Below are 26,823 nucleotides of genomic sequence, written 5' to 3' on the forward strand. Positions count from 1 at the left end.
GATGCACCAGCGGCAAGGCCGGACGCTTTCGGCGCGGCAGATAAACGCTATTCGTCGAACACACCAATTTCTCGCCATGCGAATCGAAGGCGTCATCAAATCCTGGAACGACGAACGAGGCTTCGGCTTCATCGAGCCAACGCAAGGCGGACAGGAAATCTTTGTTCACGTCAAGGCCTTCCGTACCCGCGCTGAGCGCCCAAAGATCGGTCAGCTCGTTTCATTCGAGGTTGAGCTTGGCACAGAGGGCAAGAAGCGCGCCAAGAACGTCGAACTAATCCGAGTCGTTCGCAGCCGCCGAAGCGTCGAACGTGATACCCCTGCGCAGTGGGGTACTGCCACGCTATTTGCCATCCCCGCTTTTCTCATTCTCTTCGCCATCGTTGCCGTGCTATGGAGACCGCCGCGCCTGATCGCAGGCATCTACGCGGGGGTGAGTGTGATCACATTCATTGCCTACTTCTTTGACAAGTCGGCCGCCACGCGTGGCGCCTGGCGGACGTCAGAGACCACCCTTCACAGCCTCTCACTCGTCGGTGGCTGGCCAGGCGCTTTGCTTGCGCAGCAGTTCCTTCGCCACAAGACCGTCAAGGCCGAGTTCCGGGCAGTGTTTTTGGGCACAGTTGCAGTCAATGTCATTGCCTTTGTTATACTGTGTTCCCCGGTGGGCCGGTCGCTATGGGCAGCACAATGAGGCCTCTCAAGAAACAAACCGTAAGTAATTGAGAAGACTTGATAAGCTTGTCAGCATATGCAAACGATCTATCCCGCGAGACTGACCATCTGTTTCATTTGAACGCCTTGCGGCCACGGGCCGATTACTTCGCTAACCCCGCGCTCGATCCGACCGCCACAAGCGGGCTTCGCCCGCTTGTGGTTCCCTCGTCGCTTAGCTCCTCGGTGGCGGCTCAGCCCGAACGTGTGCGCTGGGCATGGCGCGTTACTTCATAGGTGCAAGTCCTATGGCCAGGTCTTGCCGCACCTGCGGTGCGTCTTACCCCGCTACGCAGAGCCGAAGGCAAGGAGAAGGGCAAGTGCGTCGTCGTGAGGCGAGGTGCGGAGGAAGCCCAATCCAAAGCTGCGGGGCGATGAACAAAAACCGGATATGAGGCGTGATGCACCCGGGGCGAGCGGGTACGTGACCGCGAAGCCCTCCATCGGCGGCTGGGGCGCATTTTGTGAATCCGGCGTCTATGCAGCGAACGTAACGAGTCTTACCCCGGGCGATCTCCCCGGTGCCTCAGCGCAACGAGGCTGGGCGTTGGGTGACTGGCGCTGAATGCCGTGGAGAAGTCAGTCGAGGGCATAGTAGGGTTGGCGACGGTGACAGGTTGGCGTCAGGACCCTTGATTTTCTCCCTTCCTTCGACGACGATTGTGCCCGCGTGGGCTGTCGTCAGATTCTGGCGATGGCTTCGGGAGTCCGGGATGAGTCGAACGATCTGCCGCCAGTTGTCGATCAGGGGCCGTGTCCAGGGCGTCGGCTACCGCTGGTCGCTGTGTGCCGAAGCCGGGCGCCTGGGCCTTGCGGGCTGGGTTCGCAACCGTCGCGATGGCAGTGTCGAAGCGCTCGTCAGCGGTCCGCTCGAGGCGGTCGAAGCGCTGGTGCTGTGGGCGCACCGTGGGCCGTCGATGGCGCGTGTCGACAGCGTCGTCTGCAGCGAGGGCAACGCCGCCGAGATCGGCAAGCGGACGGCTTTCGAACAGATTGCCACGCGCTGAACACGCTTGGCGGGCGAACGAACCGGCCTGCCGATGTCACCGATGCCACCGATCCCGCGCTCCGACCGCCCGTGAGGGCGCCATTTCGAACCACGACCGCTGCCGCGATGAATACACCGCAAACCGGAATCCTGCTTCCCCTGCCGCCCCTGGCGCGCTACCTGACCTTCCTGATCGACGAGGCGGAGCGTGCCGCAGGCTGCCTTCGGGCGCTCGCCGAAGTCGCCGATGGCGAGCGGACGGTCGTTGGCCTCGGTCACTCGCTGCTATCGGCGCTGGGGGGCGACATCAGCGGGCTGCGGCCCTTTCCGAACCTGGCCGGAGTCGGACTCGAACTACCGGCGACGCCGGCGGCAATCTGGCTCTGGCTGCGCGGCGACGACCGCGGCGAACTCCTGCAGCGTTCGCGCCGCATCGCCGAGGTCCTGGCACCGGCGTTCCGTCTCGACGGGACGCTCGATGCGTTCGTTTACGACGGCGGTCGCGACCTGACCGGATACGAGGATGGCACCGAGAACCCGGCAGGCGACGCGGCGACGGCTGCCGCGATCGTCGGCGCCGAGCAGCCGTTGCTGGCGGGGTCGAGCTTCGTCGCCGTGCAGCGCTGGCGGCACGATCTCGGCCGCTTCGAGCAGATGCCGTCCGCCGAGCGCGACCACTGCATCGGCCGCCGCCGCTGCGACAACGAGGAGATCGACGATGCCCCTGAGTCGGCGCACGTCAAGCGCACGGCGCAGGAGAGCTTCACGCCGCCGGCCTTCGTCCTGCGCCGTTCGATGCCTTGGGCCGAAGGACCGCACGGCGGGCTGATGTTCGTCGCCTTCGCCACCTCCTTCGAGCCGTTCGAAGCGCAATTGCGGCGGATGGTCGGTATCGAGGACGGCATCGTCGATGCGCTGTTCCGCTTCAGCCAGCCGCAGTCCGGCGCCTATTTCTGGTGTCCGGCGATGCGCTCCGGCCGCCTCGACCTGTCGCCGCTGCGGCTGCGCTAGTTCGCGGCGCGCATCGGCGGCTGTGGGTCAGGGCGAGGCGACGACTCCGGAAATTCAGCACCAGACGGCCGAGAAGGAGCGCCTGCGGCGCCAGGTGCTGCGCAAGGAGTTCTTTCGTGGCGAGGGCTAGCATATCCCGGGCGCAGCCATCGGCTGCAACTGGTGGATGAACAGGACGCGCCGCTAGAGCGGGCTGGCGGACATGTCGGCCATCGTCGCCTGGGTATCGAGAAATTCCCGGTAGGCCTGGTCGAGGGTCCCCTGGTTGGCGCCGGCGAGCGTGCCGGAGGGCAGCCGCGAAGGTGGCGGCGAAACCCGCTTCCTGCGGTCCGTAACAACGGGCAACCGCTGCCGCTGCTCACGCCGGGGTCCTGTTGGCGTGGCACCGGTTGCACGCGTTGGGGATGCCGAGCTCCTGCGAGAGGTCCGGGCGCGGAATGCGGAAGCCGTGGTCGGGCCGGGCATGGACGACCATTTAGTGCTTCTCCAGCATGTGGCAGGACCTGCACTCGGCACCGGGGTTGCCGATCGGGTGATGACGGTGCGCCGGGGTGTCGTAGGCCTGCTGTTTCAGGGTCGGGAAGCGCGGGTTGCCGGCCGGGTCGTGGCAGGGCAGACAGACCGCGTTGCCTTCGGCCCTGAGCTTCAGGCTGTGCGCGTCGTGGCAGTCGGTACAGCGCACGCCCTGCTGATACATCGGGCTTTGCAGCATCGAACCGTACACGTAGACCTCGTCGAGTTGCTGGCCGTCGGCATGGTAGAGTCCGCCGCGCAGGAGTTCGGGACGGAAGTTGTCCAGGAAAGGGGCGCCGGTGGAAGTGCCAGCGCTGCCTGCCGTGGCGGAACACGGCGTCGGCAGAGTCGCCACGCACGCTGGCGGGGTCGGCGTGGGCCATCGCCTGATCGTGGTGGGAGCCGCGCCAGCGCTCGCCGGCCGGTGCATGGCAACCGACGCAGGCGGTGTCGGCCACGTGGGTGACGGCGGCGGTGTGTCCGGCGACACCGCCGCGGTCGACAGCCGGCGGTGCGCGACCGAAGGTCGCGAAAAGGGCGATGGCGGCGAGGATGGCGATGGCGGCAGTGAGCAGCCGCACGATGCGCCGGCGCGGGCGGGGTTCGCCCGCGGGCGGCGGACTGGCCGGAGGCCGGGTTGCGGGTCGTTTCTTGCTGGTCAAGGCATGTTCTCGAGCGGTGCGCCGGGCACGCCAGACGGCAACAGCCGCTGGCCCCGGCAATGAGGATCATCGCGCCTGGTCCGTGAACGCCGGTGGCGTCACGTGGCGGCAATGAAGCCGAAGGTCCAGGAACGTGCCGTAGCGGCGATTCGGGGCGGTTGCAACCGCTGACTGCAGACCGCCGCGTGACCATCGGTTTGCCGCCGGCCCTGGCTCGGACCGGAGGAGCCCGCTGCCGTCATTGGCGGACCGCGGCGCCTCTGCAACCGCCGGCGCCGGCGCTTGCGGAGGCGCAACGAAGCCCTGGCGGGGCTGCGCAGACGGAGCAGGTCCGGCGACCGTCACAGTCGCTTGCAGACGGTTACAGGAGTCGGCAAATGATCTTCCATCGCCGGTCATCCGCACCTGCGCGGCAGCGTTGTTCACTGCATGAAAACGACCATCACCGGCATCTCCCTGGCGCTGAGCCTGACGCTCGGCTTCTCTTCGACTGCCTTCGCGGACCATGGCCACCACCGGGGCGAGTACCGTGGCGAGTACCGGTACGCCTTTCGCGGCGGCCCTCCAGCTCCGCCGCCGTATCCGGCCTACCGCCATGAAAGGCCCTACAAGCCGTCCTGGGTCGGTCCGGCAGCGGTGCTGGCGATTGCCGGCGTCGCCGCGGGCGTGGCGGCTGCAACCTATGGCGCCCCACCGCCGGTCTATGTCGCGCCGCCGCCGGTCTACGTGCCGCCTCCGGTGTACGTGCCACCACCGCGTCCGGTCTACGTCGTCCCCGCGCCATCGCCATATCCGCCACCGCCGGTCCGCTACTGGGGTTATTGAGGAGCCCCGGGCCGCCGCGCGCCGCGCCGCCGCTTCCGGGGGGGGGGCACGGAATGCCGGGGCGGCCCGTCGTGGTCGCACTGCCTACAATCCGCCTTGCCGCCAGGGAAGCGACGGTGACCGGAGCCCTCTGCCGGCTGTTCTGCTGTTTGCTGCTTGCAGGCGCAGCGGTGTTTCCGGCGGCTGCGGGCGCGGCGGGCTACCCCTTCAGCGTGGTGGTCGAGGCGGCGGCTGGCGGCCACCGTCTGCTCGGCATCAACCGCGGGCCGGCGCCGGTATCGGTAAGGCTGCTGCTGGCCGATGTCGACAATGTCCGTGCCGATGCGCTGCTGCCGGTGTATGCGGTGCTCCCGCCGCACAGTCAGGCCCTCCTGCTGCAGGTCGGTCCAGCCGTCGCCGGGCGCCCGCATCGCTTCAGCAGTCAGGCGCTCCACACCGTTGGCAGTTACCGGGCGCAGCCCGACCAGCACTTTGCCTATCGACTTCCTTTCGCCCCGGGTCACCGCGCCATCGTCAGCCAGAGCCACGATGGCCCGCGGCTGACGCACGACACGCCTGACAGCGAGTACGCGATCGATTTCGCCATGCCGGCGGGCACGCCGGTCGTCGCGGCGCGCGACGGTGTCGTCATCGAGACCGAGTTCGCCAACCGCGCCGGCGGCCGGGATCGCCGGCTGCTCGCCAAGGCCAACGTCGTTCGCATCCTGCACGCCGACGGCACCATCGCCAGCTACGGCCACCTTGCCCACGCCGGCATCGCGCCCGTGGCCGTCGGCGAGACGCTCAAGTCCGGCACCGTCATCGGTGGCGTCGGCGCAACCGGCTACAGTGACGGTCCACACCTGCACTTCGTGGTGCAGAAAGTCGTCGGCGAAGGCACCGGCTTCACTACCGTCTCGCTGCCCGTCCGCTTCCTCATCGGCAACCCGCCACGCGCCGGCAGCGTGGCGTATCGACAGCTGCTGCACGCCGGAGAGCTGGGAACGGGCAGCGCCGGGAGAGCAGCGGAAGGGGATGCTCGAGCGGCGAGCGGCCGGCCGGAGGACCGCCATCGATATCGTTGAGGCGAGGCGGGCTGGTTGACGGCGGGCGCGCGCCGGTCGCATACTCGGCGCGGGGTGGAGGTGCGCCGGTTCTTGAACGCTCGATGGGAGGGGCCGTCATGCTGGGAATTCTCGGGATCCTGGTCTCGCTGTTGCTGCTGATCGTTCTCGCCTACCGCGGCTGGAACGTCATCCTGATTGCGCCGATCTGTGCCCTCGTCGCCCTGTTGCTGGGCGACTTCGATGCGCCGGTCCTCGCCACCTACACGCAGGTGTTCATGCCCGCGCTCGGCAACTACCTGATCAAGTTCTTCCCGCTCTTCCTGCTCGGTGCGGTGTTCGGCAAGCTGATGGACGATTCCGGCTGCGCGCGCACGATCGCCCACCGCATCGTCGAATGGACGGGCAAGGAACGCGCGATCATCGCCATCATCCTGGCCTGTGGCGTCCTCACCTATGGCGGCGTGTCGCTGTTCGTCGTCGCCTTTGCCGTGTTCCCGGTCGCCATCCAGATGTTCCGCGAGGGCAACCTGCCGAAACGGCTGATCCCCGCCACCATCGCGCTGGGTTCCTTCACCTTCACGATGTCGGCCTTGCCCGGCTCGCCGGCGATCCAGAACGCCATCCCGATGCCGTACTTTCATACCGACGCCTTCGCCGCTCCGGGTCTCGGGTTCATCGCCGGCGTCGTCATGTTCGTCTGCGGCAGCCTGTGGCTGATGCTGCGGGCGCGCCGTGCGCGCGCTGCCGGCGAAGGCTACGGCGACGAGGCGGTGGCCGCTGCCGCCACCTCGCCGGCGTCGCCGTCGCCGGGCGAAATGCCGTCCTTCGCTGTCGCCATCACGCCGGTGATCCTCGTCCTGGCGATCAACTTCGTTTTCAGCAAGTACGTCATCGTCGATCTCGACACCTCGTACCTGGCGACGCCGAAGTACGGCAAGACGACCCTTTCCGCCGTCGGCGGTACCTGGGCGATCATCGTTGCCATGCTGACTGCCTGTGTCGTGCTCATCGCACTCACCTGGAAGCGGTTCCAGAACGTCCGCCAGTCGCTGAACGACGGTGCTCTGGGTTCGATGCTGCCGATCCTCAACGTCGGTTCGGAGGTCGCCTACGGTGGCGTCATCGCCAGTCTCGCCGCCTTCGCGATCATCAAGGACTGGCTGATGGGCGTGACCGACAATCCGGTCATCGGGCTGGCGGTCATCGTCAACGTGCTGGCCGGCATCACCGGTTCGGCCTCGGGCGGCATGAGCATCGCCCTGCAGGCGGTCGGGCAGCAGTACCTCGAACTGGCACAGGCGGCCGGACTCAGCCCGCAGATTCTGCACCGCGTCGCGGCGCTGGCTTCCGGCGGCCTCGATGCGCTGCCGCACAACGGCGCCGTGATCACGCTGCTGGCCATTTGCGGGTTGAACCACAGGCAGTCGTACTTCGACATCTTCATGGTTGCCGTCGCCTTCCCGCTCCTGTCGATGGTGCTGGTGATCGTGCTCAACGGCATCTTCGGCACTTTCTGAGGACGAGAACCGTGCGCATCCTCCGGATCGTCCTCGCCGCGCTCGTCTTCTGCGCATCGCACGCCTTCGCGCAGGGGCAGGCGCGGACGAAGGAACTGCGCCTGCTGGCTGCCGAACTGCCGCCCTACACGTTCCAGATTCCGCCCGCCAGCGTCAGCGAGACGCCCGGTGTCGACCATGGGCTGGTGCTCGAGGTCGTCAGCGAAATGGCGAGACGCGTCGGCCACAGCGGCCTGGTCGAATTCATGCCCTGGGGCGAAGCCCAGCGCCTGGCGCAGACGCAGCCGAATGTCGGCATCCTGGCGCTGACGCGAACGCCCGAACGCGAAGATCGCTACCGCTGGCTGGCACGCATCGTCACCGACGACCTGATCGTGGTAGGTGGTCAGGGGATCGACGTTGCCAGTCTCGACAGGGTTCGCGAGCGACCGGTCGGCGTTCTCGCCCGTTCGGGCGCCGAGGCGCTGCTGAAGGAGCGCGGCTTCACCCGCATCCGGGCACAGCCGGAGGAATGGATGAACGCACGCCTGATGCAGCAGCGGCGGATCGACGCCTGGCTGGCACCACGGCTGATGGTCATCCACGCCATGCGCGAGGTCGGCGGCAACCTGGCGGCACTCAACTTCGGCGAGATCGTTCGCCCGAGCGAGATCTACCTCGCGGCATCGAAGGACCTGCCGGACGCCGAGGCGGAGAAATGGGCAAAGGCTTTGGCGGCGATGAAGGCCGATGGCAGTTACCAGCGCATCGTCGATGAGTACAGCCGCCTGCAGATCAGGCCGATACCGGACGAACTCCGGCGCCGCTTCGCACAGCCCGTCTGGGAAGGTCGCTAGGCGCCAGCGGCGGCGTGACGAGGCAGACGGCGGCGGCGATGGACCGGCGGACACCCCCGGGTGCTGCTGCCTTCGCGCTGATGACGCTGCTCTGTGCGACCTGGGGCTTCCAGCAGGTCGCGATCAAGATCGCCAGTGAGGGAATCAGCCCGGTGCTGCAGGCCGGGCTACGCTCGACGATCGCCCTGTTGCTGCTGCTCGGCTGGGCGCGCTGGCGGCGGCTGCCGCTCGCCGCAGCAGACGGTACGCTGCGCTGCGGGCTGCTGGCCGGTTTGCTGTTCGCGCTCGAGTTCGTCTTCATCTATCTCGGCCTGTCCTACACGACGGCGTCACGCATGATCGTCGTGCTCTACACGGCACCCTGTTTCACGGTCCTCGGTCTGCACCTCTTCGTCGCCGGAGAACGGATGCGCTGGCGACAGTTCCTCGGCGTCGCTCTGGCCTTCGCCGGCATCTTCCTCGCCTTCGCCGGCAGGGACGGCAGCCGGCCCGACGCCTGGATCGGCGACCTGCTGGGGCTACTGGCGGCGCTCGGCTGGGCGGCGACGACCGTCCTGATCCGGGCGACGTCGCTGGCGACGATCAGCGCGACCAAGGTGCTCTTCTACCAGCTCGCGGTATCGACGCTGCTCATGCTGCCGCTCTCGCCACTCCTCGGCGAGAGCGGCATCGGCAACCTGAGCGTTCCGGTGCTGCTGGCGCTGGCCTATCAGGGCGTGATCGTCGCATTTGCCAGCTACCTGACGTGGTTCTGGTTGCTCACCCGCTACCTCACCGCCCGCCTGTCCGTCTTCTCCTTCCTGACGCCGCTGTTCGGGGTCGCCTTCGGCGTCCTCCTGCTTGGCGACCGCCTGACGCCGGGCTTCGTTGTCGCCGCGACCTGCGTCATAACGGGCATCGTGTTGGTCAACCTGCCAGGCCGGCGGCAGGGTGGCGCTGCGGGTTGATGGCCGGGTGCCTGCCGCGGGCAGTGTGTGCTGCGGACGGATCGACCAGCTGATGGCAAGCCATTGACCGGCATAAGGTTTCCGCTAGAATGGCTGACGCGGGCAGGGGAATGGTTTCCCGCCCGATCAGCCGGTCTGCAGTTGCGGCAGCCTGCAGCCGGCCGGCAAGGCTGGCGGCGATGCGGCCCCGGGCGGCGCTGCCGTTGACCAGTCCCGCCTCGGGGAAGGAGGGTCGTGCCGTTGGCGCTGCGCGCTGTGCCTGGACTTGGCAGAGTTGCCCAGTTTCTGTGGTCGTGGCTGCTGCTGGCTGTCGCCGCTGCTGCCGCCGCCGGTTCTCCGGCAGGCTCGTCGCCGGTCGAGCCGCGCTTCGAGTCGGTCGGGGTCGGCATCATCCCACGTCATGTCGTGCCCGTCATTGCCCAGGACCGTGCCGGCTTTCTCTGGGTCGCGACCGGTGACGGCCTGATGCGTTTCGATGGCTACCGCTTCCGGCCAGTGGAACGACCGAGCCCGGATCCCGCGACGCGCAACCTGGGCTGGATCCGCTCCATGCTGGCCGGTCGCGACGGGCGGCTATGGATTGGCACCGAGTTCGATGGCCTGGCGGTACATGATCCACTCAGCGAGACGATTGGCACCTGCGGCGGTGACAGCCGGCAGCATGGCGGCGCCCTGCCGACGATCCGCGCACTGGCGGAGGATGCCGCGGGCAGCATCTGGGTGGGCAGCGAAGGCGGCGGGCTGGAGCGTTACGATGCGCAATGCCGCAGGATTGCCCGCTACCGCCATGCGGAGCGGCCCGGCAGCCTGCCGGACGATCGGGTGCAGGCGCTGCTGCTTGATCGGCAGGGCGTACTCTGGCTGGGAACCTGGGCCGGCCTGAGCCGCCACGACGCAGTGGGCGAGGGTTTCGTGCCGGTGTTCGCCGGGGGCGGCGCCGGCACCGGTCTCGCCGGGCGCATCGTGCAGGCGCTGTTGCAGGCGTCCGACGGACGCATCTGGGCGGGTACGCAGCAGGGTGAGCTGGCCATCGTCGATCCTGCCACCGGTGCGGGTGTCCTGCTCGAGCCGACAGTCGATGCCGCGAGCCCCGGCGGGGTCTCGAGCCTGGTCGAGGCACCGGGGGGGCAGATGTGGGTCGGACGCGTCTCCGGCATCGAGATCCGTGACGTGCGCAGCGGCGCGCTGTTGCAGCGCCTGCGTCACGATCTGCACAATCCGCGCGGCCTGGCAGCAAACGAGGTGACCACCCTGTTGCTCGACCACTCGGGACTGATCTGGGTTGGCGGCTTCGGTGTCGGGCTGCAGCGACACGATCCGGGCCGGCGCAGCCTGTGGCTGCGCGGCGCCGATCGGCAGCCCGGCAGCATCCTCTCGGTACCCGATGTGCGCAGCCTGCTGCAGGTGGACAACGGCGAAATCTGGGCCGCGACGCACAGTGGCGGCATTGCCGTTCTCGACCAGAGCCTGCGCACCACGGCTGCCGTATTGCCGCGGCTGCCGGTGCCGGCGGGCGGCGACGATCTGCCGACCGCGCGCATCGAGGCCATGGCGCAGGCGCGCGATGGCTCGGTCTGGCTGGGGGCCGATTCGTGGCTCTATCAGTTCAGCGCCGATCATCGGCAACTGCGCATGCTGCGACATCATGGCGGTGCGACCCGAAAGCTGCTTGCCGGCAGCGACGGGTCGTTGTGGATCGGCACCCAGGACGGGGTCTTTCGCCTGCCGCCGGGAGCGACGGAGGTTGCCCGCATCGCCCAGCGGGATGGACAGATCCTGCGGGCCGACATCAATGCCCTCGTCGAAGCGGCCGATGGCAGCGTCTGGGTGGGCAGCGGCAAGGGCCTGTTTCGCGTTGCCGCGGGCGACAGCCAGCTGCAGGCGGTCGCGCAGCAGGAGGGAGCCGGCCTTGGCAATCCGAGCGTCATCGGTCTGCTCTTCGACCGGCAGCAGACCCTCTGGGTGGATACTGCGGTGACCGGCCTGCACCGCCTGCGGCAGTGGGATGGCGCACGCGCTGCCTTCGAGCGCATCAGCCAGCGACATGGAGTCCTCGGCCGGCCGTTTGGCGGCAACCTGATGCAGGATGGGCGCGGCCGCATCTGGACGCAGATGTGCGTCTACGACCCTGCCGGCGACCGGCTGGACGAGCTGACCGCCGCCGATGGTGCCGATCTCGGCATCGGCTGGTTTCTTGCCCACGCCATGACGCCTGACGGCCGCATGCTGTTCGGCGGCAGCAAGGGCATCCTGGTCGTTCGGCCGGAGCACTTCGACGCCTCGTCGTACGAGCCACCGCTGCTGATCTCCGAACTGCTGATCAACGGTCTGCCGCAGCCGGCCGGGCGCATCCTCGACGGACTCGATCTGGCGCCATGGCAACGCAGCTTCAGCATCGGTTTCACGGCGCTCGATTACAGTGACCCGGGCCGTATCCGCTACGCCTACCGGCTGCAGGGCTTCGACCCCGACTGGATCGCCACGGCGGCCGATTCGCGCGTCGCCGCCTACAGCAACCTGGACCCTGGTGGCTATGTCCTGCGCGTTCGCGCGAGCAACCGCAGCGGCATCTGGAGTCCGCACGAGCTGGCGATCCCGGTGCGCATCCTGCCCGCCTGGTGGCAGAGCTGGTGGTTCCGTTCGCTGGCTGGCCTGGCCCTCGTGCTGCTGGTTGTTGCGCTGCTGCAGCTGCGTACCCGCCGTCTGCGCCGGCGGCAGGTGGAACTCGAACGAACCGTCCGCGAGCGCACTGCCGATCTGGAGAAGGTGGCGCTGGCGCTGCAACGGGAGTCGGCGGCGCTCGCCGAGTCCAGTCTCACCGACCCGCTGACCGGCTTGCGCAATCGCCGCTTCCTGACCCAGCACATCGAGGCCGACTGTGCGCTGACGGTGCGTGCCTACGAGGGGCACCGCCTGTATGGGGCGGAGCTGCCGGCCGACCCCGACCTGATCTTCTTCCTCTTCGACATCGACCACTTCAAACGGGTGAACGACGAACATGGTCACGCCGCGGGTGATGCCGTCCTTCTGCAGGTGTGCAGCCGGCTGGCGGGAGTCTTTCGTGACACCGATTACCTGGTCCGCTGGGGTGGCGAGGAGTTTCTCGTCGTTGCCCGCGCGACGACGCGCGCCGGTGCCGCCGAACTTGCGGAGCGGGCGCGCGCGGCGGTCGCGGATCAGCCTTTCAGGCTGGACGACGGCGGCCTGCTGGCACGCACCTGCTCGGTCGGTTTCTGTTGCCTGCCGCTGTCGAGCGAGCATCCGGCCGCCGTCGACTGGAGTGCGGTGGTCAACATCGCCGATGCAGCGCTCTATCTCGTCAAGAGCAGCGGTCGCAATGGCTGGCTCGGAGTCATCAGCGCGCGCGCCGAATCGGCCGCAGCGCTGCGTCAGTGGTCGCGCCGGCCGCTGCCCGATTGGTTGCGCTCGGGCGACGTGCAAGTGGTCTGTTCGCCCGCTCTTGCTGGCCTCGCGGATGCGCAGTGGCAGGCGGCCGCGGCCGCGATCGTCACCTCGGCGGCTACGGGCGCTGCAGGGCAAAGGGGCCGAGCATCGACTGCAGACCCTGTTCGAAAAGATCCTGCAACGGCTGCGCCAGATGCACCAGGCCAAACATCAGGGCGGCAAAGCCAAGGGCAATCGTCAGCGGGAAGCCGATCGCCATCAGATTGAGCTGCGGTGCGGCGCGGCCGAGGATGGCCAGCGCGAGGTTGGCGATCAGCAGCGCGACGACGATCGGCAGCGCCAGCAGCAGTCCGTAAGAGAAGATGATGCCGCCGCTGGCGGCGAGCTGCCACCAGGTGTCGGGCCAGAGGCGGGTGGCGCCGATCGGCATGAGGCTGAAACTGTGGGTCAGGGTGGCAATGACCATCAGGTGGCCGTTGATCGCCATGAACACCAGCAGGGCGAGAAGACCGAGGAACTCCGAGACGACGACGGTCTGACCAGCCGTTTGCGGGTCATAGGAACTGGCAAAGCCGATGCCCATCTGCAGGCTGATCAGGCTGCCGGCCATGTCGACGGCGCTGAACACGAGGCGCATGGCGAAGCCCATCGCGAAGCCGATCAGCAACTGTTGTGCGAGCAGCAGCAGGCCGGCTCCCGAGCCGGGATCGATGACCGGCATCGGCGGCAGCACCGGGCTGACGCCGAGCGTCACGGCAAGACCGGCGACCAGCCGCACGCGTGCCGGCAGGGCCGGGTTGTTGAACGGCGGTGCGGTCGCCATGAGTGCCAGCACCCGCGCCAGGGGGAAGAAGAACGCGACCACCCAGGCGTTGATTTCGGCGCTGCTGAGGCTGATCATCCGGGTTTCAGCCGATCAGCTGGGGAATGCTCTCGAACAGTCGTCGCACGTAGTCGACCATCAGTTGCAGCATCCAGGGGCCGGCGGCGATCAGGACCAGGAAGACGCCGACCAGCTTCGGGATGAAGGAGAGGGTTTGCTCGTTGATCTGCGTCGCCGCCTGGAAGATGCTGACGACGAGGCCGATCAGCAGGGCGGCGAGAAGCAGCGGTGCGGACAGCAGCAAGGTCATCTCGACCGCTTGCCGCCCGATCTCCATCACCGTCCCGGGGTTCATGCAGCGAAACTGGCGACCAGCGAGCCGAGGAGCAGATGCCAGCCGTCGACCAGGACGAAGAGCATCAGCTTGAAGGGCAGTGCGACCATCACCGGCGACATCATCATCATGCCCATCGACATCAGTACGCTGGCGACCACCATGTCGACGATCAGGAAGGGAATGAAGATGACGAAGCCGATCTGGAATGCGGTCTTCAGTTCGCTGGTGACGAAGGCCGGAATCAGCAGGCGCATCGGGATCTCGGCGCTGGAAGCAAAGCCCTGGCTACGGCTCATGCGCACGAAGAGCGCGATGTCGGATTCGCGTGTCTGCTTGAGCATGAACTCGCGCAGCGGCACGGCACTGCGCTCGACGGCCGTACTGAAGCTGATCCGGTCCTCCGACAGTGGAACGTAGGCCTCGCTGTGAATGCGGTCGAGAACCGGCGACATGATGAAGAAGCTCAGAAACAGCGCCAGGCCGATCAGCACCTGATTCGGCGGCGAGGTCTGGGTGCCGAGGGCGTGCCGCAGCAGCGAGAGGACGATGATGATGCGCGTGAAGCTGGTCATCATCAGCAACGCTGCCGGAATGAAGGTGAGCGCGGTCAGCGTCAGCAGCGTCTGGACCGACAGCGTATAGGTCTGGCTGCCGTCGGCGCCGGGGGTGCTGGTGACCATCGGCAGCCCGCCGGCCTGCGCCCAGGCAGCCGCTGGCGCAATGAGGAGCGCGAGAAGGATCAGGCCGCGGGTGGGATCAGCCGTCTTCATTCCGGCGCTCGGAGATTCGCTTCAACCACTGCGCAAAGTGCTTCTCACCGTCACTCCCGGCTCGCAGGTCACCTTTCGGCAGGGTGTGCAGGGTTCGCATCTGCCCCGGGGCAATCCCGACGACGATCCACGTGTCGTCGACCTCGACGAGAACGATACGCTCACGCGGGCCGATCACCAGTCCGCCAACCAGTCGCAGTGGTCCTCCGTTGCCGAATCCGCGGCCACCGTTGAGGCGCCGCAGCAGCCAGGCGCCGAGGAACAGGAGCGCCACCACCAGCGCCAGGGCGAGCGTCGTCTGCAGCAGCGCAGCGGCGCCGAAGGGCGGCACCTCGCTGCCGGCAGTCTGCGCCAGCACGGCCGTGGGCAGTATGGCCAGCGCAGCGGCCGCATGGAGGCGACGGCGGTGGGGTACGGACGGGCGTCGGAACAAGGTGGTTGGTCCGGTAAGGATGTCGGTGGACATCATAAAGCAAGTGCGGTCCGGGTGAGCGGTCCGCAGCGCCGCAGCGAAGGCGCTTTCGTCGCCGCGGATTGCCGGCGATCGTGGCTGAGGCACCGGCACGACCGGTCTGCGGACGCTGCCGGTGCCCTGCGGGCAACGATCGCCGCTGGACCGTTCAATGACCGAGTCGGCGTGCGCGCTCCGAAGGGGTGACGATGTCGGTGAGGCGGATGCCGAACTTGTCATTGACGACGACGACTTCGCCCTGGGCGATCAGCGTGCCGTTGACAAAGACGTTCAGCGGTTCGCCCGCCAGCGCATCGAGTTCGACGACCGAGCCATGGGCGAGCAGCAGGAGGTTCCTGATCGTCATCCTGGTGCGTCCGAGCTCGACGGCGATCTGGACCGGAATGTCCAGGATCATGTCGAGCTCGTTCATCAACGATCCCTTGCCTCCCGTCTCGTCGAAGCTCGGGAAGATGCTGGCCGCCTGCGCCTTGCCAGCCGGCGCGGCTTCCGCCATCGCCTGCTCGGCCATCGCCGCTGCCCAGTCGTCGTCCAGTCCGGCGTCGTCGCTCGCGGGCATTCCAGTGTCGTCCATGTCGCTAGCCATTGCTCTCCCCCAAGGGACTCTCCGCGCGCTCTTCCGTCAGGAAGCGCTCGACCTTGAGCGCATACTGTCCGCCCTGCTGCCCATAGCGGCACTCCATCAAGGGCACCCCGTCGACCTGGGCGACGACCGTTTCCGGGATCTCCAAAGGAACGATGTCGCCGGCCTTCATGTCCAGGATCCGGCGCAGGCTGGTGGTTGCCGTTGCCAGTGTTGCCGTCAGCTCGACCTCGGCATTCTTCAACTGCTTGCGCAAGGTGGTGACCCAGCGCCGGTCGGTGGTCAGCTGGTCGCTCTGCATGGAGCTGTAAAGCAGTTCCCTGATCGGCTCGAGCATGGAGTAGGGAAAGCAGATGTGCATGTCGGCGCTCGATCCTCCGAATTCCAGCGAGAAGGTCGTCGCGACGACGATCTCGGAAGGTGTCGCGATGTTGGCGAACTGCGAGTTCATCTCGGAACGGATATATTCGAAGCCGAGAGCGTAGACCGGCTTCCAGGAACGTGCGTACTCGGCGAAGATCACTCGCAGCATGCCCTGGATGATGCGCTGTTCGGTGGCCGTGAAGTCGCGACCTTCGACGCGGGTGTGGAAACGGCCGTCACCGCCGAACATGTTATCCACCACCAGGAAGACCAGGCTCGGGTCGAGGACGAACAGCGCCGTCCCGCGCAGGGGCTTGGCAGTCACCAGATTCAGGTTGGTCGGGACCACCAGGTTGCGGGTGAACTCGCTGTACTTCTGGACGCGGATCGAGCCGACCGAGATCTCCGTACTGCGATGGAGGTAGTTGAAGAGTCCGATTCGCAGATAACGGGCAAAGCGCTCGTTGACCAGTTCGAGCGTCGGCATCCGCCCACGGACGATGCGCTCCTGTGTTCCCAGATTGTAGGGCCGCGGCCCGCTGCTCGCGTCGTCAGGTTCCTCGCTGACGTCCGCCTCGCCGGTGACGCCTTTCAGCAGGGCGTCAACCTCATCCTGGGAGAGGAAGTCGGCGCTCATGCGCAACTACTGGATGATGAAGGAGGTGAACAATACGTCCTTGATCGGCCAGTCCCTCTTCTTGCCCTTGCCGGCCGGGTCGAGGACGCCGTTCATCTGTTCCCTTATTTCCTGCGCCAGGAGTTCCTTGCCTTCCTTGGTGATCAGCTGCGACGCCTTCTTGCTCGACAGCAGAAGCGTGATGTCGTTGCGCAGCTTCGGGGTGTAGAGCTTGATGTGCTCGCCGACCTGTGGGTCGTCGACTTCTACCGAGACGATCAATTGCAGGAACTGGTCGCCGTTCTCGGGCACGAGGTTGACGGTGAATGTATCGAGCGGCACGTAGACCGGTGGTGCGCTGAGGTCCACCTTCTTCTTCTTCGCCGGCTTGGCCTTCTCGACCACCGCTTCGTCGCCGTCTTCCTCATGCGCGGCGTTGCCCCGCAACAGGAGGAAGGCGCTCAAGCCGCCGAGGCCGAGCACGAGAACGAGGAGCAGGATGATGATCAGAAGTTTCTTGCTGCTCTTCGCTGGCGCAGCATCACCGGTTTCAGTCGCAGGTTTGGCGTCCTTGGCCATGCAGCGTTTCTCTCCCTGATTACGTCAGCCATCCGTGAGCCGACTCTCCGCCGCCGTGCTGCAGCATCAGGCGAAGACGTCGATCATCGTCTGCCCGTGACGAGTGGCGGCCGGCAACACGAACACGCCGGCAGGCGGATCGGATCCAAGTATAGCCGCATCGGGCTGCCGACGGGTGGCGGGCGATGAATCTCCCTGTCCCTGCGACTGCTGTCCGGCCGCGTGGCTGCCGACACTGAGCTGCCCGATGTCGATCCCGGCGCCTGCGAACATCTCGCGCAGGCGCGGCATTGCCGCTTCGATGGCGCTGCGCACTTCGGCGCTGGGCGACGCAAAGTGCGCCGTCGCGCCATCACGATCGAGGTTCAGGCTGATCTCGATGACGCCCAGCTGTGGCGGGTGGACGGTGATCTTCGCGCCCTGCTGCTCGTTGTTGGCAAACCAGAGGAGCTTTTGACCGAACTCGCCTGCCCAGGACGGGTCACGCAGCGGGGTCTGCAGGGTGTGTGTCCGGGTCGCTGCCGCCGGCATTGCCAGTGCACCCGCCACCGTACTGCCGGCGCCCGCCGGAGGGGCGGTGGCGGGCGCCGGTACGGCTGGCGCAAGCGGCTCGTCCGCTTCGACCGCGGTCTTCTCGCTGGGCATGGCGATGAGGTCCGGCACGGCAAAAGTTGCCGCCCTGGGCCCGGCCTCGGTTGCCGCCGCCGCTGGTTGCCGGCTATCGCCGGTCGGCAGCACGGGGTCCACCACGGCCGGTCCGCTGCGGGCAGGGGGCGGGTTGGCGAGGGCTTCGCCGGCGACGGCTGGCGCTCCGGCGACCCTTTCGCTGCCGCCCTCGCCGGCGGGCGGCGGGCGGTACGCCGTCTGCGGCAGTTGTTGGCTCAACACGAGCATCTCGACGGTGGCAGTTGGCGTTCCGGCTTCGGCGGCAGGCGGCTGAGCGTCGGCGATGTCGGCGGCCGGTGCCGGGGCGCTGGCGGTCATCGCCGGCAGGGCGAGGAGTATGTCGAGGAAATCGTTGCCGGGGCCAGCCTCGTCAGCATTCGTGGTGCGAGCTGCGTCGTCGTCGGTGACGGTGGCACGCGCCGGCTGGGTGATGAGTGCCGGCGTGACGATGCTGATGGTCATGGGATGTCCCTTTCACGAGCTTCCGCCGTATCCCCAGCAAGCAGCGTGCCATGTGTGCCAACTACTGCTCCTGTCGGTCGTCCCTGCCGCGTGCGGCAAACTCGTCCTGGAGCTTCTGTTCGTGGCGGAGTTCCCGCCGTGCCTCACTGGCGCGGTGGCGTTCCGAGAGCGTGTCGAAGGCGTTGAGGCGGCTTCTTTGACGTTGCCACTCGGCCTGCCCGGCGGCGGTGTGCGCCGCCTTCAGGTTCGCGGCCTGCTCCTGCTGCCGGACTGCCTCGTCGAGACGGTCGAGGAACTCCTGGAAATTGCGCCATTCCGGCTGGCCCAGCCCGTCCTGCACCGCCTGGCGGAAGCGTGCGGTGTACTCGTCACGGTACTGCCGCAACATCGCCAGCGTCTTCTGGGCGTCCCTTTCGGCGGCGATCAGCGATGCCAGTCGTTGCGTCGCCGCATCGTTGCGGCTGCGCATCAGGTCGAGGACGGTCTGCAGCGGGAAGGTTCTGGACATGATGATTCCGGTGCGCGGGCGTCACGCCGCAAGGGGGCATTCTAGCCGGCTGGCGCGGCGTGCGCGGGGCCAAAGAGATCCTGCAACTGCCCGATGCTGCTGGCGAGGTCGGCACGCTCTGCCAGACTTTGCTGCAGGAGCACCTCGAAGCGTGGATAGATGGCGATTGCCTGGTCGAGCTGCGGGTCCGAGCCAGCGGCGTACGCACCGACGCTGATCAGGTCGCGCGAGCGCTGGTAGCGCGAGAAGAGGCTCTTGAAGCGCCTGATCTGCTCGAGGTGCGCAGGGCTGACGAGGTTGACCATGGCGCGCGAGATCGACTGCTCGATGTCGATCGCCGGATAGTGCCCGGCGTCGGCGAGCGTGCGCGAGAGGACGATGTGGCCATCGAGGATGGCGCGGGCGGCATCGGCGATCGGATCCTGCTGATCGTCGCCCTCCGCCAGCACGGTGTAGAAGCCGGTGATCGAACCACCGCCGTCGCGGCCGTTGCCCGCCCGTTCGACCAGTTGCGGCAGGCGGGCAAAGACCGAGGGCGGGTAGCCGCGGGTCACCGGCGGCTCGCCGATGGCGAGGGCGATCTCGCGCTGCGCCATCGCATAGCGGGTGAGCGAGTCCATGATCAGCAGCACGTGCCGTCCGCGGTCGCGGAAATACTCGGCGATGCAGGTTGCGTAGGCGGCGCCCTGCAGGCGCATCAACGGGCTGACGTCGGCGGGGGCGGCAACGACGACGGCGCGCCGCAGCCCCTCCTCGCCGAGAATCTGCTCGATGAACTCCTTGACCTCGCGGCCGCGCTCGCCGATCAGGCCGACGACGATCACCTCGGCTGCCGTATAGCGGGCCATCATCCCGAGCAGGACGCTCTTGCCGACCCCGGAACCGGCGAACAGCCCCATGCGCTGGCCGCGACCGACCGTGAGCAGCGCATTGATGGCACGAACTCCGGCATCGAGCGCCTGGTCGATCGGTGCTCGCGACATCGGGTTCACCGGCCGGCTCTGCAACGGTCGCAACGATGGCGCGTTGAGCGGCCCGAGTTGGTCGAGCGGGCGGCCGGCGCCGTCGAGGACGCGCCCGAGCAGCGAGTCGCCGACCGGAACCAGTTTCGCGCGGTCGATCGAACGTCTTCGCGCCGGTGGTGGCTGGCCGATCCGAGGTGGACCGTTGGGGGTCTCCAGCGCCACCACACGGGCACCCGGCGACAGCCCGTAGACGTCTTCGGTGGGCATCAGGAACAGCCGCTCACCATGAAAGCCGACCACTTCCGCCTCGATCGGCGTGCCGCCCGACGGCATGATCCGGCATGAACTGCCGAGCGGCAGCTTGAGCCCGGCGGCTTCCATGACGAGGCCGTTGATGCGCGTCAGGTGGCCACTGGGCAGTAGCGAGCTGACCTGCGTCGTCGCCTGCCGGCAGCCGGCGATGAACGCCCGCCAGGCCTCCAGGTGCGGATTGCGGGCGTCTTCAGTCATCGCCGGCAAGCCGGTTCACGCTTGTTCCCTGAGCCACTCGGGGTTGGCGCCGATCGCTTCGATGACCCGCCGCCAGCGGGTCTCGACGGTCGCGTCGACTTCGCTGGCGCCGACTTCGACGCGGCAGCCACCGGCAGTCAGCGTGCTGTCGTCGCTGATCCGCCAGTTGCCATGGGCGAGTTGCTCGCCGAGTCGGGCACGCACCAACGCGGCATCGTCGGGGTGCAGGAAGAGCTGCGGCTGGCCTTGATGTGGATGCAGCGCAGTCATCGCTTCCCTGACCAGCGGCAGGATGAGTTCCGGTTGCAGGCGCAGGCTCTGCCGCATCACCTGGTTGGCAATTTCGATCGCCAGCGCCAGCAGGTGGTCGGCGATCTCCTGCTCGATGCCGGCGACGGCCTGCTGCAGGTTGTCCAGCACGACCGCCAGCTTCGCCGCTTCTGCCCGGGCGTCGTCGAGTCCTTCGGCCTGGCCTGCCGCATAGCCAGCCGCGCGCGCCTCGGCGATGATGCGCTCGAGATCCTCGTCAGTCGGCCGCGCGACCGCCGCCTCCGCAGCCTCCGCAGCCGCATCGGTTTGCTCCACCGCTTCGGGCGCCGCCACTGCTGGTGGCTGCGGCGGCGGCGCCGACTCGGTCTGCGCCGCCGCCGGTGTGCCGCTTGCCGGGCGGTCGAAGACGGCGACCTGCCAGCGCTGATAGGCGGTGACCCTGTCGCGTGGCTTTCCGTCGCTCATCGGCCGATCGCTCTCAGATCATTTCCCCGCCACCCGAGCTGCCAAGGACGATCTGTCCCTCGTCGGCCAGCCGGCGGACGACCTTGAGGATCTCCTTCTGCTCGGCCTCGACCTCGGACACTCGCACCGGACCGCGCGACTCCAGGTCTTCGCGCAGCATCTCGGACGCCCGCTGCGACATGTTGCGGAAGATCTTCTCGCGCAGCGCTTCGGTCGCACCCTTCATCGCCAGGATCAGCGACTCGGACTGGATCTCGCGCAGCAGCAACTGGATGGCCCGATCGTCGAGGTCGAGGAGGTTCTCGAAAACGAACATCTCATCGAGGATCTGCTGTGCCAGGTCCGGGTCGTACTCGCGGATCGAGTCGAGGACCGCCGTCTCATTGGCGGTACCCATGAAGTTGAGCATCTCGGCAACCGTTCGCACACCGCCCTTGGCCGCCTTCTTCATGCTGGCGGAACCGGCGAGCAGGCGCAGCATGACGTCGTTGAGCTCGCGCAGGGCCTCGGGCTGGATTCCCTCAAGGGTCGCGACGCGCAGCACCACATCGTTGCGCAGGCGCTCCGAGAACTGGTTCAGGATGTCGCTGGCATGGTCGTGCGCGAGGTGTACGAGGATCGTCGCGATGATCTGCGGATGCTCGTTGCGGATCAGGTCGGCGACCGTCGGCGCATCCATCCATTTCAGGCCTTCGATGCCATTGGTGTCGCCCGGTTGCAGGATGCGCGAGATCAGGTTCGACGCCTTGTCGTCGCCGAGCGCCTTGGTCAGCACCGAGCGCACGTAGGCGTCGGTGTCCACGTTGACCGCTGCCGATTCCTCCGCGGCCTTCTGGAACTCGCTGAGCACCTCATCGACGCGCGTGCGCGGGACCGACTTCAGCATCGCCATCGCCTGGCCGAGTCTTTGCACCTCCTTCGGGCCGAGATGCTTCAGCACCTCGGCGGCGTAGTCCTCGCCGAGGGCGATCAGCAGGATGGCGCTCTTCTCGATTCCGTCCTCAGCCGGCATTGGCGCCCGTCCATTCCTTGATGATGTTGGCTACCGCCTGCGGATCCTGCTGCGCGATGGCGCGAACCTCGGCGAGCTTCCTTTCCAGCAACTCGCTCGCCGTCGGCACATGTTCGATGCCTGCCCCTTCGCCTTCCTCTTCGGCGCGGACATCGATCTGGCTGCCGAGAGTCTTCTCGCTGGCCGGTGGACCGACCATCGTCCGCACCAGCGGTCGCACCACACCGAGCAGGAGGTAGGCGATGATGGCGGCGATGACCCCGTACTTGACGAGTTCCTTCGTCAGCGAGACGGTTTCCGGGTCACGCCAGAGCGGCACGCCGTCGTCCTTCTCGATGGCGGTAAACGGCGCGTTCGCCACCGAGATCGTGTCGCCCCTGTCCTTGCTGAAACCCATCGCCTCCTTGACCAGATCACTGATCTGCTTCAGCTCGGCGTCCGGCAGCGGCTTGCTGACCGACTTGCCGTCCTTGGCGGTTTCCTTGCGCTGGTTGACCACCACCGCTGCCGACAGGCGTTTGATCGTCCCGACGGACTGCCTGACGTGGCGGATCGTCCTGTCGACCTCGTAGTTGATCGTCGAGCTCTTGCTCGTGTTCAGCGGCTGGCCGACGCTGGCGATCGGTGCCTGGACGCCAGCGGCATTGATCTGCCCCGGCAGTGGCGGCGTGGCGCCGGTTGCGCCGGGTGCGGGGGGCACCGGCGGTTGTGTCAATGGTGCGGTCGCCGGTACCGGCGGCTGGTTGCTGAGCGCGCCGGGGACTCCCTGCGCCGTCGGGCTGGTGCTGGCAGTCTCGTTCGTCTGCTGGCTGCGAATGCTGATCTCCGGCGGAGTCGTGTTCGGACGATGTGTCTCGGCGGTGTGCTCGCTTTGCGAGAAGTCGATGTCGGCGGCGATCTGCACCCGTGCATTGCCGGCGCCGACGATCGGCGTCAGGATGTCCTCGATGCGCTTGATGATGCTGGCTTCGATCTCGTTGACATACTTGACCTGTGTCGGATCGAGGCCGGCTTCGAGCAGCTTGCTCTTCATCTGTGAGAGCAGAGTACCGTTCTGGTCGAGCAGCGTCACGCTCGACGCCACCAGTTGCGGGACGCTGGCCGCAACCAGGTTCTGGATGCCGGCGATCTGCGCGCCGTCGAGCGAGCGGCCAGGGTAGAGCCTGAGCATCACCGACGCCGAGGGCTTGAGCTCCTCGCGCATGAAGACGCTCGGCTTCGGGATCGCCAGATGGACGCGCGCTGCCTCGACCGCGGCGATCGACTGGACGGTGCGCGACAGTTCGCCCTCGAGTCCGCGCTGGTAGTTGAGTTGCTCGGCAAACTGGCTGATGCCGAATTTCTGGCTTTCCATCAGTTCGAAGCCGACCGCACCACCGCGCGGCAGTCCCTGTGACGCGAGCCGCAGGCGGACATCGTGGACGCGCGCGGCGGGGACCAGGATCGCGCTGCCCGAGTCGTTGAAGCGGAAGGGCACGTTCATCTGCTCGAGCGCCGCAATGATCGCGCCGCCATCTCGTTCGCCGACGTTGGAGAAAAGGATGCGGAACTCGCTCTGGCGGAGGAGCGTCGCGGCTGCGACGAGCAGCGCGACCAGGGCGGCGATGGCGACCATCAGGACCACTTTCTGCCGGTTGTCCAGGCGTGCCAGGGCGGCGCGCGCCCGATCCAGCGGAGCGCTCGCGACTGCTGTTTCGGTGGTCTCGGTTCCGGCTGCCGCCATGCCAGCGTTCGGGTCAAGGGCCTGCGCGCAGGCAGGCAAAAAGCGAAAAAGGGCTGATAAATACTCTGCTATTGTAGCTGTTTCTGGATTTGGACCTTCAATTCGATGATCGACGCCGGGCAGCCGTCAGCCCTGGATGGCAGGGCGCAGGAATTGCAGCGCGCATTCGACGCCTTCAACCAGGTGTCGCAGGCGCTGACCATGGCCTACGAGGGTCTGCAGGGTCGCGTGGAGTCGCTGACCGCCGAGCTGGCGACCGCCAACGGCGAGTTGCGGCGGCAGCATGACGCCAAGGAGGCCCTGGCAGAACGCCTGCGGCTGTTGCTCAATGCGCTGCCGGCCGGGGTCATCGTCCTCGATGGCGATGCGCGGGTCAGTGAGGCGAATCCGGCGGCACGCCGCATCCTCGGGCATGAACTCGTCGATCAGCTCTGGCCGGTGCTGGTGCGCAGCCTCCTGCTCGCCACCGAGACTCCGGCGGAGTGGCAGTCGGGCGCCTGCCGGGTGGCGATCGTCGAGAGCCCGATCGATTCGGCTGGCGGACGGATCATCATCGTGCACGATGTCACCACCGCACACGGGCTGAAGACCGAGCTGGCGCGCAACCAGCGCCTCGTCGCGATGGGTGAGATGGCAGCGTCACTGGCGCATCAGCTGCGTACGCCCCTGGCGGCGGCGCTGCTCTACAGTGCCAACCTGTGCCAGCCCGAACTGGCGGAGGTTGCCCGCATCCGTTTCGCCGAGAAGGCGACGGCCCAACTCAGGCGGCTCGAGCGCCTGATCCGCGAGGTCCTGCTCTTTGCCCGTGGCGAACGGGCCGGCAGTGGTCGCATGCTGGTGGCTGAAGTCGTCGCGGACGCGGCGCAGACGGTGCAGCCGCTGTTCCGGGAGAGGGCCGTCGCCTATCGGGTAGACTGCCCGGCGGCGCAGGAGCAACTCGTCGGCAACCGCAAGGCCCTGGCGGGGGCGCTGGTCAACCTGCTCGAGAACGCACTGCAGGCCTGCGCCGCCGGCGGCGAGGTGACGCTCACGGCGCGCACCGGCGATGATGGGCGTTTGCGGATCGGTGTGCGCGACACCGGGCAGGGAATGGCTCCCGAGGTGCAGGCACGCGTGTTCGAGCCATTTTTCACGACCCGTGCCCAGGGCACCGGGCTCGGACTGGCGATCGCGCTTGGCGTCGCGCGCGCCCACGGCGGCAACATCGAGCTCGACTCGGACCCAGGTCAGGGGTCCGAGTTCGTCCTCCTGCTGCCACTCGAATCGACGACGCAACCGGAGGGCTGAGGAGAATGGAAACGATGGGCCGGGGATTGCCAATCCTCGTCGTCGAGGACGATGCCGCGCTGCGCGAGGCGGTATGCGACACCCTCGAACTTGCCGGACAGCCCATTCTCGCCGCCGGCGGCGGCGATGAGGCGTTGCAGGTACTGGCCGGCAGCGAGGTCGCGCTCGTCGTCAGTGACGTGCGCATGCTGCCGATGGATGGCATCACGCTGCTGAAGGAAATCCGCAGTCGCCTGCCGCAGTTGCCGGTCGTCCTGATGACGGCCTTTGCGGACGTCGATCGGGCAGTCGAGGCGATGCGGGCCGGCGCCTGCGATTTCCTCCTCAAGCCCTTCGAGCCGCAGGCGCTGCTCGAGCACGTACTGCGCTACCGTCTGCCGGAGAGGATCGACGAGCAGGGCGTGATCGCCGTCGACGCCGTGTCGAAGAACCTTTTTGCGCTCGCCAGACGTGTGGCACAGACCGACGCGACGGTGTTGCTGAGCGGCGAGAGTGGTGTCGGCAAGGAGGTCGTGGCGCGCCATATCCACCAGTGCTCGGCGCGCTGCGCGGGCCCTTTCGTCGCCATCAACTGTGCGGCGATCCCCGACAGCCTGCTCGAAGCGACGCTCTTCGGACACGAGAAGGGGGCCTTCAGCGGCGCGCACAGTTCGCAGGCAGGCAAGTTCGAGCAGGCGCAGAATGGCACGCTCCTGCTCGACGAGATCACCGAGATGCCGCTGCCGCTGCAGGCCAAGCTGCTGCGTGTCCTGCAGGAGCGCGAGGTGGAGCGGGTCGGCGGCAAGAAGCCGGTGTCCCTCGACATCCGCATCATCGCCACCTCGAATCGGGAGATGGCCGACGCCGTCGCCAGTGGCCATTTCCGTGAGGATCTGTTCTACCGGCTGAACGTGTTTCCGCTGCTGATTCCCGCCCTGCGCCAGCGTACCGGCGACATCGTGCCGCTCGCGCGGCACTTCCTGGCGACGCATGGCGCGCGCGCCGGTCGCGCCGGCCTGCGGCTCGCTCCGGCCGCCGAGGATGCGCTGCAGCGCCACGCTTGGCCGGGCAACGTTCGCGAGCTCGAGAACGTCATGCAGCGGGCGGTGATCCTGGCCACGGCGGAAGTGGTCGAGGTCGCTGCGCTGCTCCTTGGCGCGCAGCGCCCGGTCGATCCCGCTGCGGCACCGCTGCTGCCGGCACCGGCGGCGACGAGCGCTGGCGCGTTGCCGCTCGGCAGCCGGCAACCGGCAGAGCTGCGCGACGTCGAACGGCAGCACATCCTCGATACCCTGGCGGCCGTCGGTGGGTCGCGAAAGCTCGCGGGGCAGCGTCTTGGGATGCCGGAAAGGACGCTGCGCCACAAGCTGAGGCAGTATCGCGACGAAGGCTTCCTCGATCCCTGAGGATGCCGGCTCCGTCGTTGGCCGGAACGTGCCGCCAACCGTGGCGCGATTCTTGCTAATATCGGCTGTGCATCGATCAGGCAGTCGCTCGAGGAAGGAATGGACAAGGGCATCGATCAGGTACTGAGTGTGCTGCGCGCCAGCTCGGCCGCAGCTTCCGGTCGCGCCGTGCAGGCGCCCGCCACGGCCGGCGCCGGTGCGCCGACGGATTTTGCGCAGGTTCTGCAGGCATCGCTGGCGCAGGTCAGCCAGACGCAGCAGCGCGCCGACGCGATGGCGGCAAATTTTGCCGCCGGCAGTGGCGGCGCCGACCTGCACGACGTGATGATCGAACTGCAGAAAGCCACCATCTCGTTTCAGGAGATGGTGCAGGTACGCAACAAGCTGGTGTCGGCGTACCAGGATGTGATGAACATGCAGGTCTGAGACGCTGCGAAGAACAGGGCTTGAGTTTTCGGCAGCCGGCACCCATAATCCCGTACATGGTCGTAATTCCGGCAAACCGGATGCGTTCTGGACGCGGGTTCGATTCCCGCCACCTCCACCACTGCGGGGGTGTACTG

Annotated in this window: 26 protein-coding genes and 1 pseudogene; 12 read left to right on the plus strand and 15 right to left on the minus strand. The window is 67.3% G+C overall.

Features of this window, described 5'->3' with window-relative positions; translation table 11 throughout:
- The 3 genes from NFW30_RS06705 to NFW30_RS06715 form a co-directional block, all read left to right on the plus strand.
- The coding region (locus NFW30_RS06705) for a cold shock and DUF1294 domain-containing protein (RefSeq protein ID WP_363322079.1) at positions 1 to 694 on the plus strand (694 nt) is incomplete at its 5' end.
- Positions 695 to 1,427: 733 nt separating this feature from the next.
- Entirely contained in the window at positions 1,428 to 1,721 is a 294-nt protein-coding gene (locus NFW30_RS06710; RefSeq protein ID WP_295355423.1) for an acylphosphatase, read from the plus strand.
- Between the two features lie 107 nt (positions 1,722 to 1,828).
- The gene (locus tag NFW30_RS06715; protein WP_295355421.1) at positions 1,829 to 2,713 is read left to right on the plus strand and encodes a Dyp-type peroxidase; all 885 of its coding nucleotides are present in this window, start codon (positions 1,829 to 1,831) and stop codon (positions 2,711 to 2,713) included.
- A 183-nt stretch (positions 2,714 to 2,896) separates the two neighbouring features.
- Here the strand turns inward: NFW30_RS06715 and NFW30_RS06720 are convergent, their stop codons facing one another.
- Positions 2,897 to 3,058 (minus strand): hypothetical protein, encoded by a 162-nt coding sequence (locus NFW30_RS06720; RefSeq protein ID WP_295355419.1) that lies wholly within the window; start codon positions 3,056 to 3,058, stop codon positions 2,897 to 2,899.
- 130 nt (positions 3,059 to 3,188) lie between these two features.
- On the minus strand, positions 3,189 to 3,581 hold the full coding sequence (locus tag NFW30_RS06725; protein WP_295355417.1) for a cytochrome c3 family protein: 393 nt from the start codon (positions 3,579 to 3,581) through the stop codon (positions 3,189 to 3,191).
- A 736-nt stretch (positions 3,582 to 4,317) separates the two neighbouring features.
- Here NFW30_RS06725 and NFW30_RS06730 point away from each other — a divergent pair.
- From NFW30_RS06730 to NFW30_RS06755, 6 genes and pseudogenes are all read left to right on the plus strand, one after another.
- Positions 4,318 to 4,713 carry a hypothetical protein gene (locus tag NFW30_RS06730; protein ID WP_295355416.1) on the plus strand — a complete coding sequence of 132 codons (396 nt, stop codon included), beginning with the start codon at positions 4,318 to 4,320 and terminating at the stop codon, positions 4,711 to 4,713.
- 116 nt (positions 4,714 to 4,829) lie between these two features.
- Positions 4,830 to 5,777, plus strand: a complete 948-nt coding sequence (locus NFW30_RS06735; protein WP_295355414.1) for a M23 family metallopeptidase — start codon at positions 4,830 to 4,832, stop codon at positions 5,775 to 5,777.
- A 98-nt stretch (positions 5,778 to 5,875) separates the two neighbouring features.
- Positions 5,876 to 7,276, plus strand: coding sequence for a GntP family permease (locus NFW30_RS06740; RefSeq protein ID WP_295355412.1), 1,401 nt, complete (start codon positions 5,876 to 5,878; stop codon positions 7,274 to 7,276).
- 11 nt (positions 7,277 to 7,287) lie between these two features.
- The gene (locus tag NFW30_RS06745; RefSeq protein WP_295355410.1) at positions 7,288 to 8,112 is read left to right on the plus strand and encodes a transporter substrate-binding domain-containing protein; all 825 of its coding nucleotides are present in this window, start codon (positions 7,288 to 7,290) and stop codon (positions 8,110 to 8,112) included.
- A 38-nt stretch (positions 8,113 to 8,150) separates the two neighbouring features.
- Positions 8,151 to 9,059, plus strand: coding sequence for a DMT family transporter (locus NFW30_RS06750; RefSeq protein WP_295355487.1), 909 nt, complete (start codon positions 8,151 to 8,153; stop codon positions 9,057 to 9,059).
- Between the two features lie 549 nt (positions 9,060 to 9,608).
- Positions 9,609 to 12,389, plus strand: a pseudogene (locus tag NFW30_RS06755) (two-component regulator propeller domain-containing protein); the annotation flags it as partial.
- A gap of 190 nt (positions 12,390 to 12,579) precedes the next feature.
- Here the strand turns inward: NFW30_RS06755 and fliR are convergent.
- The 13 genes from fliR to fliF all read right to left on the minus strand — a co-directional run bounded on the left by fliR (position 12,580) and on the right by fliF (position 23,588).
- Positions 12,580 to 13,365, minus strand: a complete 786-nt coding sequence (gene fliR / locus NFW30_RS06760) for a flagellar biosynthetic protein FliR (protein ID WP_295355408.1) — start codon at positions 13,363 to 13,365, stop codon at positions 12,580 to 12,582.
- A gap of 7 nt (positions 13,366 to 13,372) precedes the next feature.
- Entirely contained in the window at positions 13,373 to 13,642 is a 270-nt protein-coding gene (gene fliQ, locus NFW30_RS06765; protein WP_295355406.1) for a flagellar biosynthesis protein FliQ, read from the minus strand.
- Positions 13,639 to 14,394, minus strand: coding sequence for a flagellar type III secretion system pore protein FliP (gene fliP, locus NFW30_RS06770; protein ID WP_295355404.1), 756 nt, complete (start codon positions 14,392 to 14,394; stop codon positions 13,639 to 13,641). The genes fliQ and fliP overlap by 4 nt, the downstream gene beginning before the upstream one ends.
- Positions 14,381 to 14,752 (minus strand): flagellar biosynthetic protein FliO, encoded by a 372-nt coding sequence (gene fliO, locus NFW30_RS06775; RefSeq protein ID WP_295355402.1) that lies wholly within the window; start codon positions 14,750 to 14,752, stop codon positions 14,381 to 14,383. Before fliO ends, fliP begins: the two co-directional genes overlap by 14 nt.
- Positions 14,753 to 15,014: 262 nt before the next feature.
- Positions 15,015 to 15,452 carry a flagellar motor switch protein FliN gene (gene fliN, locus NFW30_RS06780; RefSeq protein WP_295355400.1) on the minus strand — a complete coding sequence of 146 codons (438 nt, stop codon included), beginning with the start codon at positions 15,450 to 15,452 and terminating at the stop codon, positions 15,015 to 15,017.
- The gene (fliM, locus tag NFW30_RS06785; RefSeq protein ID WP_295355398.1) at positions 15,445 to 16,449 is read right to left on the minus strand and encodes a flagellar motor switch protein FliM; all 1,005 of its coding nucleotides are present in this window, start codon (positions 16,447 to 16,449) and stop codon (positions 15,445 to 15,447) included. Before fliM ends, fliN begins: the two co-directional genes overlap by 8 nt.
- Positions 16,450 to 16,455: 6 nt before the next feature.
- A complete protein-coding gene (locus NFW30_RS06790) occupies positions 16,456 to 17,007 on the minus strand; it encodes a flagellar basal body-associated FliL family protein (RefSeq protein WP_295355396.1) in 552 nt (183 codons plus the stop codon).
- Between the two features lie 66 nt (positions 17,008 to 17,073).
- Positions 17,074 to 18,135, minus strand: a complete 1,062-nt coding sequence (locus NFW30_RS06795; protein WP_295355395.1) for a flagellar hook-length control protein FliK — start codon at positions 18,133 to 18,135, stop codon at positions 17,074 to 17,076.
- Positions 18,136 to 18,196: 61 nt separating this feature from the next.
- Positions 18,197 to 18,643, minus strand: a complete 447-nt coding sequence (fliJ, locus tag NFW30_RS06800) for a flagellar export protein FliJ (protein WP_295355393.1) — start codon at positions 18,641 to 18,643, stop codon at positions 18,197 to 18,199.
- Between the two features lie 41 nt (positions 18,644 to 18,684).
- A complete protein-coding gene (gene fliI / locus NFW30_RS06805) occupies positions 18,685 to 20,118 on the minus strand; it encodes a flagellar protein export ATPase FliI (protein ID WP_295355391.1) in 1,434 nt (477 codons plus the stop codon).
- A gap of 15 nt (positions 20,119 to 20,133) precedes the next feature.
- Entirely contained in the window at positions 20,134 to 20,853 is a 720-nt protein-coding gene (locus NFW30_RS06810; RefSeq protein ID WP_295355389.1) for a flagellar assembly protein FliH, read from the minus strand.
- A 13-nt stretch (positions 20,854 to 20,866) separates the two neighbouring features.
- On the minus strand, positions 20,867 to 21,865 hold the full coding sequence (fliG, locus tag NFW30_RS06815) for a flagellar motor switch protein FliG (RefSeq protein ID WP_295355387.1): 999 nt from the start codon (positions 21,863 to 21,865) through the stop codon (positions 20,867 to 20,869).
- The gene (fliF, locus tag NFW30_RS06820) at positions 21,855 to 23,588 is read right to left on the minus strand and encodes a flagellar basal-body MS-ring/collar protein FliF (RefSeq protein WP_295355385.1); all 1,734 of its coding nucleotides are present in this window, start codon (positions 23,586 to 23,588) and stop codon (positions 21,855 to 21,857) included. The genes fliG and fliF overlap by 11 nt, the downstream gene beginning before the upstream one ends.
- 105 nt (positions 23,589 to 23,693) lie before the next feature.
- On the opposite strand from fliF, the gene NFW30_RS06825 reads away from it, so the two are divergent.
- The 3 genes from NFW30_RS06825 to fliE all read left to right on the plus strand — a co-directional run bounded on the left by NFW30_RS06825 (position 23,694) and on the right by fliE (position 26,686).
- On the plus strand, positions 23,694 to 24,875 hold the full coding sequence (locus NFW30_RS06825; protein ID WP_295355383.1) for an ATP-binding protein: 1,182 nt from the start codon (positions 23,694 to 23,696) through the stop codon (positions 24,873 to 24,875).
- Between the two features lie 14 nt (positions 24,876 to 24,889).
- The gene (locus NFW30_RS06830; RefSeq protein WP_295355485.1) at positions 24,890 to 26,260 is read left to right on the plus strand and encodes a sigma-54 dependent transcriptional regulator; all 1,371 of its coding nucleotides are present in this window, start codon (positions 24,890 to 24,892) and stop codon (positions 26,258 to 26,260) included.
- Positions 26,261 to 26,359: 99 nt separating this feature from the next.
- Positions 26,360 to 26,686 carry a flagellar hook-basal body complex protein FliE gene (fliE, locus tag NFW30_RS06835; protein WP_295355381.1) on the plus strand — a complete coding sequence of 109 codons (327 nt, stop codon included), beginning with the start codon at positions 26,360 to 26,362 and terminating at the stop codon, positions 26,684 to 26,686.
- The last annotated feature ends 137 nt before the right edge of the window (positions 26,687 to 26,823 follow it).

The sequence above is a fragment of the Accumulibacter sp. genome, from assembly GCF_023806635.1.
Lineage (GTDB): Bacteria > Pseudomonadota > Gammaproteobacteria > Burkholderiales > Rhodocyclaceae > Accumulibacter.

What these genes read in the sequence shown, in the direction of transcription:
- NFW30_RS06710 (WP_295355423.1), top strand. Translation starts at nt 1,428, where the DNA reads ATGAGTCGAACGATCTGCCGCCAGTTGTCGATCAGGGGCCGTGTCCAG.
- NFW30_RS06715 (WP_295355421.1), top strand. Translation starts at nt 1,829, where the DNA reads ATGAATACACCGCAAACCGGAATCCTGCTTCCCCTGCCGCCCCTGGCG.
- NFW30_RS06730 (WP_295355416.1), top strand. Translation starts at nt 4,318, where the DNA reads ATGAAAACGACCATCACCGGCATCTCCCTGGCGCTGAGCCTGACGCTC.
- NFW30_RS06740 (WP_295355412.1), top strand. Translation starts at nt 5,876, where the DNA reads ATGCTGGGAATTCTCGGGATCCTGGTCTCGCTGTTGCTGCTGATCGTT.
- NFW30_RS06750 (WP_295355487.1), top strand. Translation starts at nt 8,151, where the DNA reads ATGGACCGGCGGACACCCCCGGGTGCTGCTGCCTTCGCGCTGATGACG.
- fliR (WP_295355408.1), bottom strand. Translation starts at nt 13,365, where the DNA reads ATGATCAGCCTCAGCAGCGCCGAAATCAACGCCTGGGTGGTCGCGTTC.
- fliQ (WP_295355406.1), bottom strand. Translation starts at nt 13,642, where the DNA reads ATGAACCCCGGGACGGTGATGGAGATCGGGCGGCAAGCGGTCGAGATG.
- fliP (WP_295355404.1), bottom strand. Translation starts at nt 14,394, where the DNA reads ATGAAGACGGCTGATCCCACCCGCGGCCTGATCCTTCTCGCGCTCCTC.
- fliN (WP_295355400.1), bottom strand. Translation starts at nt 15,452, where the DNA reads ATGGCTAGCGACATGGACGACACTGGAATGCCCGCGAGCGACGACGCC.
- fliM (WP_295355398.1), bottom strand. Translation starts at nt 16,449, where the DNA reads ATGAGCGCCGACTTCCTCTCCCAGGATGAGGTTGACGCCCTGCTGAAA.
- NFW30_RS06790 (WP_295355396.1), bottom strand. Translation starts at nt 17,007, where the DNA reads ATGGCCAAGGACGCCAAACCTGCGACTGAAACCGGTGATGCTGCGCCA.
- NFW30_RS06795 (WP_295355395.1), bottom strand. Translation starts at nt 18,135, where the DNA reads ATGACCATCAGCATCGTCACGCCGGCACTCATCACCCAGCCGGCGCGT.
- fliJ (WP_295355393.1), bottom strand. Translation starts at nt 18,643, where the DNA reads ATGTCCAGAACCTTCCCGCTGCAGACCGTCCTCGACCTGATGCGCAGC.
- fliI (WP_295355391.1), bottom strand. Translation starts at nt 20,118, where the DNA reads ATGACTGAAGACGCCCGCAATCCGCACCTGGAGGCCTGGCGGGCGTTC.
- NFW30_RS06810 (WP_295355389.1), bottom strand. Translation starts at nt 20,853, where the DNA reads ATGAGCGACGGAAAGCCACGCGACAGGGTCACCGCCTATCAGCGCTGG.
- fliG (WP_295355387.1), bottom strand. Translation starts at nt 21,865, where the DNA reads ATGCCGGCTGAGGACGGAATCGAGAAGAGCGCCATCCTGCTGATCGCC.
- fliF (WP_295355385.1), bottom strand. Translation starts at nt 23,588, where the DNA reads ATGGCGGCAGCCGGAACCGAGACCACCGAAACAGCAGTCGCGAGCGCT.
- NFW30_RS06825 (WP_295355383.1), top strand. Translation starts at nt 23,694, where the DNA reads ATGATCGACGCCGGGCAGCCGTCAGCCCTGGATGGCAGGGCGCAGGAA.
- NFW30_RS06830 (WP_295355485.1), top strand. Translation starts at nt 24,890, where the DNA reads ATGGGCCGGGGATTGCCAATCCTCGTCGTCGAGGACGATGCCGCGCTG.
- fliE (WP_295355381.1), top strand. Translation starts at nt 26,360, where the DNA reads ATGGACAAGGGCATCGATCAGGTACTGAGTGTGCTGCGCGCCAGCTCG.